The 15,894-nt window shown below is 65.1% G+C and carries 9 protein-coding genes; 2 read left to right on the forward strand and 7 right to left on the reverse strand.

Annotated elements, in window-relative coordinates:
• Nucleotides 1–386: 386 nt before the first annotated feature.
• Entirely contained in the window at nt 387–1,292 is a 906-nt protein-coding gene (locus tag ACIBG0_RS14565; protein ID WP_397032565.1) for an ADP-ribosylglycohydrolase family protein, read from the forward strand.
• Between the two features lie 84 nt (nt 1,293–1,376).
• On the opposite strand, the gene ACIBG0_RS14570 is transcribed toward ACIBG0_RS14565, so the two are convergent.
• Genes ACIBG0_RS14570 through ACIBG0_RS14580 form a run of 3 tightly spaced genes read right to left on the reverse strand, consistent with a single transcriptional unit; the run spans nt 1,377 to nt 3,590 of the window.
• Nucleotides 1,377–2,366, reverse strand: coding sequence for a hypothetical protein (locus ACIBG0_RS14570; protein ID WP_397032567.1), 990 nt, complete (start codon nt 2,364–2,366; stop codon nt 1,377–1,379).
• Between the two features lie 11 nt (nt 2,367–2,377).
• Entirely contained in the window at nt 2,378–3,016 is a 639-nt protein-coding gene (locus ACIBG0_RS14575; RefSeq protein WP_397032569.1) for a hypothetical protein, read from the reverse strand.
• Nucleotides 3,009–3,590: a hypothetical protein gene (locus ACIBG0_RS14580; RefSeq protein ID WP_397032570.1), complete on the reverse strand. Its 582-nt coding sequence runs from the start codon at nt 3,588–3,590 to the stop codon at nt 3,009–3,011. Before ACIBG0_RS14580 ends, ACIBG0_RS14575 begins: the two co-directional genes overlap by 8 nt.
• Nucleotides 3,591–3,687: 97 nt before the next feature.
• On the opposite strand from ACIBG0_RS14580, the gene ACIBG0_RS14585 reads away from it, so the two are divergent.
• Nucleotides 3,688–3,864: a hypothetical protein gene (locus tag ACIBG0_RS14585; RefSeq protein ID WP_397032571.1), complete on the forward strand. Its 177-nt coding sequence runs from the start codon at nt 3,688–3,690 to the stop codon at nt 3,862–3,864.
• 586 nt (nt 3,865–4,450) lie between these two features.
• Here the strand turns inward: ACIBG0_RS14585 and ACIBG0_RS14590 are convergent.
• From ACIBG0_RS14590 to ACIBG0_RS14605, 4 genes are all read right to left on the reverse strand, one after another.
• Entirely contained in the window at nt 4,451–6,451 is a 2,001-nt protein-coding gene (locus ACIBG0_RS14590; protein ID WP_397032572.1) for a protein kinase, read from the reverse strand.
• A gap of 71 nt (nt 6,452–6,522) precedes the next feature.
• Nucleotides 6,523–7,176, reverse strand: a complete 654-nt coding sequence (locus ACIBG0_RS14595; protein ID WP_397032703.1) for a response regulator — start codon at nt 7,174–7,176, stop codon at nt 6,523–6,525.
• A 35-nt stretch (nt 7,177–7,211) separates the two neighbouring features.
• Entirely contained in the window at nt 7,212–8,585 is a 1,374-nt protein-coding gene (locus tag ACIBG0_RS14600; RefSeq protein ID WP_397032573.1) for a sensor histidine kinase, read from the reverse strand.
• Between the two features lie 150 nt (nt 8,586–8,735).
• Nucleotides 8,736–15,887 carry an SDR family NAD(P)-dependent oxidoreductase gene (locus tag ACIBG0_RS14605; protein ID WP_397032575.1) on the reverse strand — a complete coding sequence of 2,384 codons (7,152 nt, stop codon included), beginning with the start codon at nt 15,885–15,887 and terminating at the stop codon, nt 8,736–8,738.
• Nucleotides 15,888–15,894: the final 7 nt, after the last annotated feature.

Consider the following 15,894-nt stretch of genomic DNA (forward strand, 5'->3'; position numbering starts at 1 on the left):
GTGAGCCGTTGCGACACCAGGATCGGTGCTGTCGCCCTGGTCATTGCGCGCTACTACGCAGTACGCGATCAATAGCGCGGACAACCCGAAGAACCCGCCTTCGAGATCACCCTCGTGAAAAATCCTCTGAGACAGAACAACTAGTCAACGGCGACGTAGTTCCTCTCGACACTCTGCCTCCGTCTTCACCGCGATGCATTCTGACCCCGCCCCTTGGATATCGCCGGAGGTGGGCGGTCCGCCGCACGCAACTCCGCACCGCTGGTACCCCGGCACGGGTGAGCCGTCGGGCCAATAACAGCTGTGGAATGCGACTCCGGACCTGTGCCGTTACCTCTTGCCGGGTGTTGCGGTAGCTGATTGTGGTTGGCAGTATTGGCCACCGTATGCCGTTGGTTTCTGATTCCGCGTATCACAGCCTCGAGGGGTTGTCCGTCGGCGATGCGCTGGGTGCTCAGTACTTCGTGCCCGGCCACCGCGTCGGAGATCTGCTCGCCGGACGACCGCCAGCGGCCCCGTGGCCGTGGACCGACGACACCGAGATGGCCTGTTCGGTGTACTCGGAAATCCGCGGCCGCGGCGGTGTTGACCGCGACGCGCTAGCGGGCGTCTTCGCCGATCGCTGCGAACCGTATCGCGGCTATGGCGGCGGCACAGTCGTTGTGCTGCACGAGATCCGCGACGGCCGCCCCTGGGAGGAAGCTGCCGCAAATGCTTTCGACGGGCGCGGATCATGGGGAAACGGAGCTGCGATGCGGGTCGCCCCGCTCGGGGCGTACTTCGCTGGAGACCTGCGCCGAGCTGCAGCACAGGCGGCGTTGTCCGCCGAGGTCACCCATCGGCACCCAGAAGCGATCGTGGGCGCCATGGCGGTGGCCGTCGCGGCGAGCCATGCTGCGGCGACTCGTGGAAAAGGCTGTCTACCAAGTGAATTGCTGCACGTGGTAGAGCCGTATCTGGTTGATGGTCGGACGGCAGACGGTGTCCGGCGAGCTCGAGATCTACTCGGCCGATCGGTAGCCGAAGCAGCCTACGAACTCGGCAACGGCGCACAGGTCAGCGCCCAGGACACGGTGCCGTTCACGCTGTGGGCAGCCGCGACCTATCTCTGTGACTATCCCGCCGCCATCACCGCGTGCATCGAGGCCGGTGGGGATGTGGACACCACGGCCGCGATCGTTGGTGGAATCGTGGCAGCACACACCGGGATCGGAAGTCGAGGCACGATACGCGGAATACCGCAACAATGGTTGGCGGCACGTGAGCCCCTGCCTGCATGGGCAACAGACTGACACCGATCATCAGCGAGGCAAGCCGACCGGACGCAAACGGGTTCGAGCCCAACTCGGCGCACCCTTCCGGAACTGCTACTGGAATTAGGGCTGCGCACGAAGGTCGCGACGACGCACTGCAGGCAGGAAGTAGTCACTGAGATTGTCGGGGCCAGGGCCGTCCCCGCCGAATAATGCCAGGGGTAGCATAACGGAAAAATACAAAGTCATAAACCAGACTTTTGTCAGTCTGCCATAGGCCGGAAACGAACCGTCACCAGGCTGAATCACACACAGACCGAACAGCGCTTTTCCGACCGTCGTATGAAACGCTCCTTGCAGTATCACTCGATTGGCAAAGGAGGCCGTCAACCACGCGCCGAGCGCAGCGGCGCCGGCAAGCGGGATCACACCTTTACCAAAAATGACGACTGCAGCGGCGGCTCCGAAATGTAATGACCAGTCGATGACGAAGGCACAGACTCGACGTAGCGTACGAGGCGATGGGTAACGGCGATCATCTTTACCACCGTGTCGCGACTGGCTGGTTTCTATATTTTCCGCACGCTGACGTCCTGCTGGCACATCTCCTCTATAATAAGCGTATCGCAGATTTGCTCCGCCTGGTGTCGAGATGACCCCGCATTTGCGCGGATCACCTGCGAACCACACTACCGAAGAGCTATTATCGATCACTTTTCCTATTTGATGAACCCAACTGCTGACGATCAATTGTGAGATCCGAGCGCCATTTGCGTCTTTCAGCTCAACCCACTCGTACCGGCCGTTGGTAACATGGCCGACTCGGTATTCCAACCAGGGGTGCCGCAGCAATATCCGCCTTGTCCGTCGCCTGATCCACACCATGCACCCTCCGATAATCCCTGTGCAGAACAGTATTACCGAAAATATGCACCCGGGAGCGGACAGGCGGTGGCCCCAAGGGCTGTTGCCAGGATCGCCCATACTTATGAAGATTACCAATGCTGGAATGCTGACGATCCCGACGGCCAGCGCCATCCACGGCAAAAGCGCGCCCTTTCGCAACGCGGCGCGGGTCGCTGGCCAGGATGCGGCCGTTGATGATGTTTCCACGATGAAAGCCCTCACAAGTCCAGCGACGAGGGGCGAGACGTCGACCGACGGTGCGCCCGGAATTCGATCGACTGCGCCATATCGACCATCATCTTTCGGAATTCCGGGCCATAGTCGACCGCTGCGGTCGATAACTCGACAGCAGCCAGGGCTGACCCGTCATTCGACGGCACTACCGCTTCGAGTTGGTACGTGGCCGTTGTGTTACTCACATACGGCCTCCCCGGAAGCTCTGGCGTCGGGAGCTCTGTCACTCGTTCAGCGAACATCATTGGCCGACCGTTCATATCCACCATTTCGATATCGTATGTTTCGCCGGATTCGGCCCTGGACTCGACCAGATTCTTTAAGGCCAAGCGTGGGTTGATCTTCGCTCCGCCGGTTTCATACACGCAAATGGTGATACATGATGTGATCGGGTTTCCGTCCGACGTCAGGTGCCGACCTATGCCACAATACCTCGCATCCCTGTGCGCCAGTTCTGCAAAGAGCGTTGCCGCAGTGGGTAAGATAGCCTGAGCCATGGATTTCATGGTCGACGGCCGCATTTCTCCAACGATCTCTTGCGCCACCCCTATCCGACTCTCGATATCGGTCAGCGGCATTGCCATGAAGCCGTGCGGAATCCAGTCTACGGTTGTCTCAGCCATTTCCTATGTTCCCAATGTTGAAGAGCCCGAGGCCAGCCTTCCCGGCCCGCGAGAACAGTTCGATACCAGCCGCCGAGGTCCCCGCCTCCAACTTGCTGGCCTGGCCGAAGTCTTCGAAGAAGCTGGTGAAGTCGCCCATGGATCGGCTCACGGCCGACGGCATCAGCGGAATCTTATCGACAACATTCGGAACACCATCAATAAGTTTCGTTGCTATCCCCGGCGCTTGCGCTCCCTCAGTGAACGACCTGATAGCAGGCGCAAATTCTCCGAGTTCACCCTGGAAACCCACCAGATCCGTGTGCCATTCGGCAAGCAGGCCAACGGCCTTTTCGAGCGAGTTCTGTGCGTAGCCGAGGTCTTGGGCGAGCGTGGCATCGAAGTCGGCGCGGAAAGCGTCGCCGCCCTCACCCTGCCAGACGTTCTCGTTGCTGTTGCGCAGACTGTTCAACAGCTGGTTGGTCTCCTTCACCGCCTCCGCGGCTGTGCTGATCTGCCCGCGCAGCCCTGCGACGTCGTCAGGCGCGCCCGGAACGGGGTTGAAACCGAGGTAGGGGTACGGGTTCTGGCTCATGCTGTGACCGAGGTGCTCGGCTGTCCGTCGACGACGTTCGTGGCTTGCTCGACCACCTTGCGAATGCCTGGTCGGTCTGTCGATACGCATCGAGACATTGCGCGACACCGTCCGCGGTTGCCTTGGCGGACTCGCCGATCCGCTCGATGCCGAACTTCCATCGTCGTTGGAAGCTGTCGGCGGCGTCGTTGAGAGTCTTGGTCCCGATGTCGCCGTGGCCGCCCTCCTTCATCGCGTTCATCGCATCGTTGAGAACCTGCTCGGCGCCGCGTAGAGACTGAACTGTCTTACTCAACACATCGATGTCCACCTGCAGAAACCCGGCCAAGTCAACACTCTCCTTCACAAAAGGTCATGTACATGCCGACCCAGGAGCTCAGGTCGCCGGTCCGTGCTGGGCGCTTCGCGCAGTGAGACCTGAGTTCCGGTCGGCTTAAGGCACTTCTATCAGTAATGGACGCACCGTCTTTCGAAACGGTTCCATCGAGTGAACACTCCCGCCGCTACCTCTGTCACTGCGCGTTTCGCACGCACCTGAGTTGTGGCCGCCGGACTCCAGTTCAGCGTGCACTGGTTGCGCCACACCACCCTGACGTGGATCGAGCGGGAATTCGGCGTCGCCATCGCCTATACCTACGCCGGACCAGCACAAGCACAGCACGCGCCCGTACGACGTTCACCTACGTCGCATCCAGCATCGTCGAGATCGCCGAAAAACTCTCGGCACTCACCGGAGAACCACACCCGCTACCTCGAGATAGCCGACGTCCACTGGGCCCGAGATAGCGTGGACGCACAGGAGATGGAATGCGGGAATCCTATGGACACGAACTCATTGCGTGTTCACCGCGGCTGCTGTGTCAGTAGACGTAGACCACCGCATTTTCACCGCCGGTGCAGGTGACCAATTGTCCGTCTGCGACGCAGTTCATGGTGTAGCTGCGGCCGGTGACAGGGCTTGTCGCGACTACTGAGCGTGATGAGCGCGAGACGTTCGTGGCCGCGGATTCGGCGTAGGCCTTGCGGACGGCTTCCGCGAAACCGCAACTGGTGACCGATGATCCGGTGGCCGATTGGGTGAAGCTGCCGGAAATGGGTTGACCGTTGGTGCAGTTCGTCGCGCCAGCGGGCAGGGTGACCGAGGTGGGTGCGGCCTTGGTGGTCGAGGTCGACGGCGACGCGGTCGAACGGCCGGAGGTGCCGATGGCGGCCGTCGTGGTCACCTGCGCACCCGCCTGCACAGTGGAATCCCCGGACTTGCCGGACCCGAGCACTTGCCAGCCGATGGCGCCGCCGACCGCGAGCACCACGATGACGAAGACGGTGACCATGATCGGCAACAGGACCGATCGATCCCGCCGATACGGATCCGCGGCGGGATCCTGTGCGTAGTAATCGTCTTCGTAGTCGGGCGCGGCATAGCCCTGCGGCGAATATTCGGCGGGTTGCGCCGAGGACCGGTAGGGATTGGGCGCCGCATGGGCCGGACCGCGCGGCGGCTCGAACGGCGGTGTGCCGGAGAAGGGTTGCGGTAGCGGGACACGGCGTGTCTCCGGTGCGGACGAATCCTGTTGCGCGCCATAGTTTTCCGGATACCGGGCGGCGGAGTAATGCGACTCGGGATACCGCTGAGTCTGCTCGGCCCGCGACGCCTCCGAGTACTGCGGCTGGTCCGGATACCGCCGAGTCGGCGGAGCCGCCGGATCACTCGGGTACCCCGGTAACGGCAAGTGCTGCGGGGACTCCGGCGGCGACTCCTCGTACAAATGCGCATCCGGAAACGGCCGCACCGGCCGACCAAGGCCGGGCGTCCCGGTCGGCGGTCCGGCGGGCGGCTGCGGCGGCAACGGCGTGAACTGCAGATCCGCGAGCGAGACCACCGTCGGCGCGGTTGGATGGATGACCGCGGGAATCGTTCCCGTCGACTCCGCGGGCGTCGCCGGACTGCGGTGCACCACAGCCTGATCCGAGGGTCCGCGCGAGGGATCGGGCGGCCGCACGATCAAGGTCGGTGTGTTCGCGGCGGGCGCGGTGGCGAGTGCGGCCCTGGCCGCGCGCGCCAGATCGGTCGCGGTCGGGAAGCGATCGGCGGCCTCCTTGGCCATGCCGCGGGCGATCACCTCGTCCATCGCCGCGGGAACCCCTGGCCGCCGCACGCTCGGTCGCGGCGGCGCCGCGGTGAGATGCGCCCGGATCAGCACGCTCATGCTTCCGGCCGGAAACGGTGTCGCTCCGGTGAGGCATTCGTGCAGCACGCAGGCGAGGGAGTAGATATCGGCGCGACCGGTCACCGGTCCGGAATCGAACCGCTCGGGCGCCATATAGGTGTAGGAACCGATGGCCATGCCCGCCTGGGTCACCGCGCTGTCGCCCTCGGTGTGGGCAATGCCGAAGTCGACCAAGTAGGCGAAGTCCGCCTCGGTGATCAGGATGTTGGCCGGTTTCACGTCGCGGTGCACGAGACCGTCGGCGTGCGCGGCATCCAGGCCCGCGGCGATCTGCTCGATGATGCCGATCGCGCGCTCGGCGCTCATCGGCCCCTGATCGCGCAGGATTTCGCGCAGGTCGGTGCCGGGCACCAGCCGCATATCGATGAACAGCACACCGTCGATCACGCCCCAGTCGTGAATCGGGATGATGTGCGGCTCGGCCAGCCGGGCGGCCGCCTGCGATTCGCGCCGGAAGCGCACCTGGTAGACCGGGTCCCTGGCGAGTTCATCGGACAGCAGTTTGACCGCGACCACGCGGTCCTTCACCGTGTCGTACGCCTCGTAGACCTCGCCCATACCCCCTTTGCCGAGCAGCGCTCTGAGCTCGTACGGCCCGAACCGACTGCCGACTCTCCATCCAGGTCCGTCCACCCCGTCATTCCTCCACATCCCGGGCAAAATCGCCCATCACCAGCTCCGGGTATGCGCGATCCGGCTGCCCGTCAACCCGTGGATTGTCCTGGTGCAACCACCCCGTGGTCAAACGCAAACACGATAGCGGCGGCACGGTCCCGCAGCTCCAGTTTGCCGAATATATGTCCGACATGGCTCTTGACGGTGACTTCCGAGATGCCGAGGTCGCGTGCGATCTCGGCATTGACGCGGCCGCGCCCGATCAATTCGAGCACCTCGTACTCGCGCGCCGTGAGTTCGGCGAGTCGGCTGTCGTCGCGAGTGACGGCGGGGCGAACCGTCCGATATGCCGAGAGCACGCGGCCGGTCACCGACGGGTCCAGCCACGCTCCGCCGACGGCGACCGTGCGGACCGCCCGGATGAGATCTTCGGCGGGCGAATCCTTGAGAATGAATCCGGCCGCCCCGGCGCGCAGCGCACCCGAGAGCAGTTGGTCGTCGTCGAAGGTGGTGAGCACCAGCACTGGTGGCGCACCGTCGCGGGCACGCAGCATGCGGGTCGCGTCGATGCCGCCGATACGCTTCATGCGCAAATCCATCAGTACGACATCGGGGCGGTTGGCCGCGATCGCGGCGGGCACCTCGTCGCCGTCGGCGCATTCGGTGACCACGAAACCGTCGCGGCGGCGCAGAATGCGCCGCAGGCCGCCGCGGACGAGTTCCTGATCGTCGACGACCAGCACGGTGACGGGCTCGCCACTGGCCCCAGCCTCTGCCGTCACGCGCCCTCCCCCACCGCACCGTCGCGCCGCATCTCACGCACGGCACTCGCGGCCCCGTGGATCACCTCGGGCAGACCGCACGACATCGACAAGGCCCGCGCGCTGCTCAGCGGGAATTCGGCCCGCACCGTCCAACCGTCGTCGAAGGGGCCGGTCTTGATGCGGCCGCCGAGCAGTTCGGCGCGCTGGCGCATACCGGACAGTCCCATCCCGCCGCCGGGATCCGGCGGTAATCCCTTAGGCAGCGAGTTGTCCACGATGAGTCGGGCCATCGACGAGTCCACCTCCAACCGCACGGTCGCGGTCGCGCCGGACGCATGTTTGATCACATTGGCCAGGGACTCCTGACCGATCCGATAGAGCGCGAGCCCGACCGCCGCGGATACCGCGGACAAATCCTCGGTACGGGTGTAGCGAACATCCAATCCGGCCCCGGCGAAATCGCCGACCAGGTCATCGATATCGCGGATACCGGGCTCCGGAACGAGTTTTGACGGCCGGGTATCGAGCAGGCCGATGGTGCGGCGGATATCGGCCATGGCCTGCCTGCCGAGTCGCTCGGCGTCGACCAGTGCGTCCACTGCTTCGTCCACGTCGCGGTCGGTCTGCAGCGCGTGCCGGGCGGCGGTCAGATGCAACAGGGTGATGCTCAGCGAATGCGCGATGACATCGTGCACCTCACGCGCGATTCGGCTGCGTTCCGCGTCGGCGGCGCGTTCGGCCCGGATTTGCTGGCTCTGGCGCTCCTGATAGAGAAATTTGCGCTGGTACTGCAGCATCACGCCGACCAGCCAGCCCAGTGCGATACCGACGATGTACATCTGGATGCCCTGCAACCGCTCACCGGTCACGCTCCACATCAGGTGACCGGCCGCGTCGAAGGCCGTCAACTCGAACACCGCGATCACCGCGAACAATGCGCTGAAGCGTGTGCGCACGATGGCCGCGACCTCGCCGACCATCACCACCAGGATGAACGGCGAGAAGTCCGACGACACCGGCTGAGTGAGCATGATGGCCGTCGCGACCAGGCCGGAGACGGCGAGCAGGATCGGACTCGGCGCCACACCGAAGAAGCAGAACAGCGGCACCGAAACAAAGACCAGGATGAGCGCCAGAATCGGCAGCGCGGTCGGAAAATATTCGTGCCGCTGGATGACCGCGCCGACACCGACCACGAGCAGGGCAGCATCAGCGCTGATCATGACCGACGGCGGATAGTCGAACGGCAGCTCTTCGAGATTGCGACGCAAGATCGCGACCGGGTTGCGCACGAAGGCCACGAACCGATCCCGGACGCGCCCACTCTCGCGGAACGGTATCGCCGATTGGGCGCCCGCCGACGAGCCGATGGCGTGGGTCACATCCATCCTGTAAGGCTAACCGCCAGGTCGGGGACGGTGCATCGTGCTCAGAGCGGGCCGCTGCTCCTACCGCAGTAGGAGATCAATTCGCATCCCTGGCACGAAGACACCGTATTTCGCCGTCCGTGGCGGGAGATCTACCGAACGCCGGAACAGCTATCCGGCCCGGATGGCCCGGCCGTGGAGCGGGTTTCGTTCGAGCGTTTTCGTCAGCTGTTCGATCAATTCCGGAAGGTGGTTTCGGAGATAGAAGTGATCTCCTTGGTAGACGTAGGTTGTTACGGGACCGGTCGTCTGCTTATCCCATCCCGCCAGGTGCTCGGGCTTGCAGAGCGGGTCATCGTCGCCGGTGAACAGCACAACAGGGCAGTCGAGCGGAACCGATGCGGCAGTGTATTGATAACCGCGGTACATGGTGTAGTCGTAGCCCAAGGCCTGTGTGGCTCGTTCGAGCAGACTGGGTTCCTGCCTGATTTCCTGCGGTATGAAGGCCAAAGCCTCCAGAGCCTCCGGACTCGGGTGACGGAAAAGGCGTTCCGATAGTTGGGCCATTCCTGGGCCGTCTGGTGCTGGTACGGCCGAGATCCCGAGCGTCACCGGAGTGATGGCGTGGCCAACCCACAGCGCACGAGCGGTCTCGAACGCGAGCAGGCTACCGCCGCTGTGCCCGAAGAATGCGAACGGACGACGATCCGGGTCCGCCGCGATCATTGCCGCGAGTTCTTCAGCCAGTGCGAACAGATCGCGCCGTGGTTCCTCCTCGGCCCTGTCTTCGCGTCCAGGCAATTGGACGGCGTGCAACTCGACATGCTCGGGAAGCAGATCACTCCACGGCAGGTAGGTCGATGCCGAACCTCCAGCGTGTGGGAAACAGAACAACCGGGTCGCCGCGTCGGGCCGTGGCGCAAACGTCTTGAACCAGCGTCCGGCCGCGACGACGGTGTCGGTAGGAACGGTATGCGTCTGCTCATCGTCTGTCCCCGCCTCCAGATCGAGGCGTTCCAAGAGATAGTCGACCAGCTCGCCAGCACTGGGATGGGTCCACACGATGGTGGCGGGGATCTTCACCTGCAGGTCCGCTTCGAGCCGGTTGCGCAACTGGAGCGCAGTCAGCGAGTCGAATCCGAGGTCGGACAGCACCGTCTTCGAGTCGACCGAGGCACTGCCGAGTCCGAGTATTGTGTGCATGCACACACCGAGGTAGCTCAGCGCGAGCCGGATCCGCTCATCGGGCGCGGCGGTCCGCAGCCGGGAGTTGATGCCGTCGTTGCCGCTCACGTCGGATTCCCCCGCCGCTCGCTCCGGCATGTCGGCGAAGAACCGAGATTCGGCCGCACCGGGTGAAGCGTGGAACCAGTGTTCGGGGTCGTAGATGAAGACGCCCGCGTTGGCCCGCTCGTGGTCGATCAGATCCGCCAGGCAGCGCAGACCCTCGGCGGTACCGAACGCCGCGTACCCGTGCTGGCCCAGCTCCGTTGCCCGGCCGGCCTCTCCCCACACGCCCCAGTTGATGGCTTGTGCTGGCAGTCCGCGCGCTCGTCGCCATCTGGCGAAAGAGTCGAGCCAATCGTTGGCGGCGGCATAGTTGCCCTGTCCTGGACTGCCGAGAAGCGAGGCCACCGAGGAGAACAGCACGAACCAGTCGAGTGGTAGCTCACAGGTTGCCTCGTGCAACCGCCACGCGCCGGTCGCCTTCGGCCGCCATACCCGATCGAGCCGGTCGGCACTCAGCTGGCTCAGAGCACTGTCATCGAGGACCGTCGCCGCGTGCAGTACCCCGGACAAACGCCGCCCGTCCGCCGTTGCCGCTGTGACGAGTCGTTCGGCGACACCAGGTTCGGCGATATCGCCGCGGACGATATCGATCTGCGTACCCGCCGCGCGAATGTCGGCCAGCACGGCGAGCGCCGATTCGGAAGGCGCCGATCTGCCATTGAGCACGATCCGGCCGGCGCCGCGGTCGGCGAGCCAACGGGTGATTTCCAGGCCGAGCCCGCCGAGTCCGCCGGTGACGACGTAGCTCGCGCCTTCGCGCACGACCGGCGTGCTGCCCTCCGCAGCCGCGACCTCGATCTCGCCCTCTTGCGGAACCGTCAGGATCAGCTTGCCGATGTGCTTGGCGGCGGCCATGTATCGCAACGCGGTGGCCGCCTCGGTGAACGGAAATTCGGTACAGGTCGGCGGGTCGATACGACCGGCGGTGAACTCCCGCACCAGTTCGTTGAGCAGATCCCGGATCAGCGGCCGACGTTCTCGTCCGAGGACGGCCAGATCTACGGCGGCCACCGTGACGTTGCGGCGCAACGCCAGCAGTCCCAACTTGGCGTTGGCGTAGATATCGCGTTTGCCGATCTCGAGGAATCGCCCGCCGAGGTTCAGCACTTCCAGGCCCGCGAAGAGTGCGGGTCCGGATAGCGAATTCAGCACGACGTCCACTCCTTCGCCGCCGGTGGCAGCGAGGGTCTGGTCGACGAAGTCCAGTGACCGGGAGTCCATCACGTGCTGCACGCCGAGTTCGCGGAGGTAGGAGCGCTTGCGATCGCTGCCCGCCGTGGCGAGTACTTCCGCGCCGAGCGAGCGCGCGATGGCGATCGCGGCCAAGCCGACTCCACCGGTGCCCGCGTGGATGAGGATTCGCTCGCCGGCGCCGAGGCGGGCGATCCGGGTCAGCGCGTACCAGGCGGTCAGGTAGGCGGCGGGCACACCGGCCGCCTGAATGTCGGTCATCGCTTCGGGCACGGGAACAACAACTTCCGCGGGCATGGTGACAAAAGTGTCGGCCGTGCCGTCGTGGAACGCCATGACCCGATCGCCGACCCGCACGTGGTGCACTCCAGGACCGATATCGGTGACGACGCCGGCGCATTCCAGGCCGAGTCGGCCGGAGGTGCCGTGCAGGTCGGGGAACATGTCGAGCATGTGCATGACGTCGGCGAAGTTCAGTCCGATGGCCGTGGTCCGGATCTCGACCTCGCCGTGCCCCGGGGCGCGACGCGGTCGGGCGACTACGCCGATCGTGTCCAGATCACCCGGGCGAGCGATGTCGAGCGAGATCCGGTCACGACCGTACCGCTGGATCCGCTGTGGCCGTGTTCGCCAGGTTTCGTCGCTGATCCGAGCGTTGACCAGCCGAGCCGCCCAGCGTTGTCCGCCTCGCCATACGATCTCGTCGTCGGGACCGTCGGCGAACAGCTCGGCGACGAGATTGCGCAGGTCGCTGGTGCCCGGCTCCACGTCGATCAAGGTCGTGCGCAGACCCGGGTGCTCGCACATCGCCACCCGGCTCACACCGCGCAACCCAGCGTGCTCGAGGGTAGGCACCTCGTCTCCGGCGATCGCCTGCGCACCTCGGGTAATGATCCACAGCCGAGGTGTGCCGGTCTCGGACTCGGACAACAGCACGGTCAGATCGATCAGACGCATCACCTCGTCACGGCACAAGTCCGCGATATCCGGCTCTGCTGAAGCCGATGAGGTCGCGAGGAAGACGACGTCCGTCACAGAGGTGAGCGCGCTCGTCACTGCTGGCGCGGGCGACGACGTACCCGACGCTCGGGCGTTCAGCAGTGTCGCGGTCGCTCCTGACGCGGTCAGTTCGGCAGACAGAGCCGCCGACAGTGGGTTGTCGTCGTCACCGAGCAGCAGCCATGTCCCGCGTGCACTGGTCTTCCCTTCCAGTGGCACAGATGTCCACCGGATCTCATGGAACAATCGCTCGTGACCGCGGGTGGGGGTCTTCCGCTCCATTGGCGCGAACCGCACGTTGGTTGCCTCGGCCAGCACAGAGCCGTCCGCCGCGAATACTCGCAGCTGACCGATCGCGCCGTCCGCCGAAGCCGAAACGAGTGCCGCCTCGCAATATGCTGCCGCACTGGTTGCGGCGAAAACCCGCAGTGATCCGACACCCACTGGGAACAGCATCCTGGTACCCGCACTGCCGGTGGCAGCGACTGCCGAGATGAGCAGAGTCTGCAGGCAGGCGTCGAACAGGACCGGATGCAGGCTCACCGGGCCGGCGAGGGCACGGGCGGCGGGCGGTACAGCGACACGCGCGAGCATCCTCCCGTCCCCGGCGCGGCGCAGACTTTCCAGTCCGGCAAACGCCGGGCCATGGTGGTAGCCGTCCGCGCGAAGTTCCGCATAGCGACCCTCGACGTCGATGTGCTCGGGGTAGACCGCATCCAGGGCAGCCGGATCGACCGGCTCGAAACCGATCCCCTGAGGCAGGTACCGCAACTCGGCGGTCGCGTGGGTGATCCACTCGTCGTCGCCATCACCCTTGCTGACCATCTCCACGATCGCGGTGTGATCACCGCGTGGACTGAGCGAGGTGTGGAGCGTGGTGTGTTCGCGGACCGGCAGTAGCCGGACGAATCTGATGTCGGACAGCTGTAGCTGCTCTACGGTGCAGTCGAAGAATTCGATTCCGGCTGCCAGTGCCGTCTCGCAGTACACCGCTCCCGGCAGTACCGTGACGCCTTCTACTCGGTGATCGGCCAGCCATGCTTGCGCCCCGGTACCCACATCGACCTGCCACAGATGCCTGCGCCCGGCCTCGGGAACGACTGTGTGTATACCGAGCAGCGGTGGCCGAATCTCGTCCGCCAGCCGTCGCGCCGGGTGCGGCAGCGGCAGATCGATCCAGTGGCGGATCCTGTTCCATGTGGTCGCCGGCGCTGCGACGAGGGTTCCGTGCCCATGACGCTGGCCGAAGTCGATGGGAACACCCACGCGGTACAGACGGGCCAACTGGCCGGTGATGGTGCGCAGGTCGTCGTTGTCGCGGCGAATGGTATGCGTGACAACCGCGTCGCCGTCGATCTCTTGCAGCGTCTCACGCATCGCGTGTCCGACTATGGGGTGTACCGAGACTTCGAGGAATACGGCATGCCCATCCTCGGCGGCCGCCTGCACCGCATGGGCAAACCGGACCGGTTTGCGCAGATTGTCCGCCCAGTAAGCACCGTCGAACAGCACGGTTTGCCGCGGATCGTCGGTGACGGTGGAGTAGAACGGCACAGTGGGGCGTTTCGGCCGGATATCGGAGAGCGCTCCGATCAGCTGAGGAGCGTAGGGGTCCAGATGCGGTCCGTGTGCCGCCACGTCGGACGCGACGAATCTGGCCATGAGCCCACGCTGCTGCCAGTCCTCGACAATCTGTCGCACCGGTTCCGGGCCGCCCGCGATCACGGTGGCACGCGGTGACGAGATGACCGCCACCGTAACGTCGGCGACCCGACGCAGTTCCTCCGCCACCTCCTGGTGCGGAAGGTCCACCGATGCCATGGCACCGGTGCCCGCCAAGGGGACCAGCTGGGCGGCGCGGCGGCAGCTGACTCGCACGCCGTCCGGTATCGACAGGGCACCGCAGACCACCGCGGCCGACACCTCGCCCATCGAATGCCCGAGTACCGCCGCCGGTCGCAGACCAAGGGACCGCCACACCGCGGCGAGCGCCACCTGGGTGGCGAACAGTGCGACCTGCACGCGGTCGATCTCGGTGACCACCGTCGGGGCGCCCAGCGTCTCGGTCACCGAGAAGCCGGCCTCCGCGGCTACTAGTGGCTCCAGTTCGGCGATCGTCGCGGCGAAGACCGGATCCTCGTCGAGCAGCCGACGTCCCATACCCGCCCACTGCGAACCCTGACCAGAGAACACCCACACCGCCCCTTCGGCGGCGGCGGCGCGAACCGTGTCGCCGAGCGAATCATCCTGGTCATCGCCCGCGGCAACTCGGTCCAGCCCGTCGATGAGCTCGTCCACCGATTCGGCAACCACACCCGTCCGAGACCGGTGATGCGACCGCCGCACCGCGAGCGTATGCACCACATCGCCCAGTTCGACCCCATCGCGGTTGTCGGTGAGCCAGCGGGACAGCCGCGCGGCGGTCGCACCGAGCATCCCGGGCGCCGTCGCCGAGAGCGGCACCAAGACCGGACGCGGTGTGGAGCCGGTCGCCATCTCGGAGGTGGACGGATCCGTGTACTCCTCCAGAACAATATGAGCGTTGGTGCCGCTGAATCCGAACGACGACACTGCTGCCAGCCGCGTCGGCGCGTCTACCGGCCACTCGGTCGGCTCGGTTGGCACGAAGAAGCGGGTGCCGTCCGGAGAGATTTTCGGATTCCACTGCTGGAAGTGCAGATTCGGCGGGATGACACCGTGCTGGAGCGCGAGGACGGCTTTGATGAAGCCCGCGATTCCCGAGGCCGATTCCAGATGGCCGATATTCGATTTCACCGAACCCAGCGCGCATCGTCCCGCGCCGCTGCCGTAGATCGGCGTCAGCGCGCGGAATTCGATCGGATCGCCGACCTGGGTCCCAGGGCCGTGGGTCTCCACCAGCCCCACCAGGCCGGGATCGATGCCCGCCTGTGCGACCGCGGCAGCGTAGACCATGCGCTGGGCATCTTCGGAGGGGTGAACGAGTCCCTGCGACCGTCCGTCCTGGTTGATCGCGGAGCCGCGAATGACCGCGAGCACCCGGTCACCGTCGCGTTGCGCGTCCGAAAGCCGTTTGAGGACAACTATTCCGACGCCCTCGCTGCGCACCAGACCATCAGCGCGCGAGTCGAAAGCATGACAGCGCCCGGTGGGTGAGAACATCCCCCACTGCGTTCCGGAGAGCATGAACTCCGGGGTCAGCATGATGTTCGCACCACCGGCCAGCGCGAAATCGGATTCCCCGGTTCGCAGGCTCTGAACGGCCAAATGGGTAGCGACCAGCGATGACGAGCAGGCGGTGTCGATGGCGACACAGGGGCCGTGCAACCCGAGCACATAAGAGACCCGCCCTGCCGCGGTGCAGTGCACATTTCCGATGGTCGCGGCATAGGCATCGATCGCGTCGTAGTGTGTGCCGAGGCGCACGGCGTTGTCCTGGCTCCACAGTCCGACGAACACACCACCCTGGGATCCCGCGACATCGCGTGGTGGGATGCCGGCGTGTTCCAGTGCTTCCCAAGAGGCCTCCAGCAGCAGCCGATGCTGCGGGTCCATCGACGCGGCCTCCGCAGGAGAAATACCGAAGAATGCGGCATCGAAGCCGGTGATGTCGTCGAGTGTGGCCGACCAACGAGTGTTGGAGCGGCCTCGCACCTCTCGATCCGGGTCGTAGAAGGCGTCGACGTCCCACCGGTCGAAGGGGCCCTCACGCACCGGGTCCCGCTTCTCGATGAGCAACCGCCAAAGATCGTCCGGCGACTCGACCGAACCCGGCATGCGGCAGGCCATCCCAACGACCGCGATAGGTTCGTCCAGTCGCCGCGGCTCGTCCATCAGCAGATGTGCGATGTCACCGATCACCATCGGCATT

Source organism: Nocardia sp. NPDC050630 (genome assembly GCF_044457245.1).
Classification (GTDB): domain Bacteria; phylum Actinomycetota; class Actinomycetes; order Mycobacteriales; family Mycobacteriaceae; genus Nocardia.

Bases quoted from the DNA above. Each gene is read 5' to 3' on its own strand.
- ACIBG0_RS14565 (WP_397032565.1), top strand. From the start codon at position 387: ATGCCGTTGGTTTCTGATTCCGCGTATCACAGCCTCGAGGGGTTGTCC.
- ACIBG0_RS14575 (WP_397032569.1), bottom strand. From the start codon at position 3,016: ATGGCTGAGACAACCGTAGACTGGATTCCGCACGGCTTCATGGCAATG.
- ACIBG0_RS14580 (WP_397032570.1), bottom strand. From the start codon at position 3,590: ATGAGCCAGAACCCGTACCCCTACCTCGGTTTCAACCCCGTTCCGGGC.
- ACIBG0_RS14600 (WP_397032573.1), bottom strand. From the start codon at position 8,585: ATGGATGTGACCCACGCCATCGGCTCGTCGGCGGGCGCCCAATCGGCG.
- ACIBG0_RS14605 (WP_397032575.1), bottom strand. From the start codon at position 15,887: ATGGTGATCGGTGACATCGCACATCTGCTGATGGACGAGCCGCGGCGA.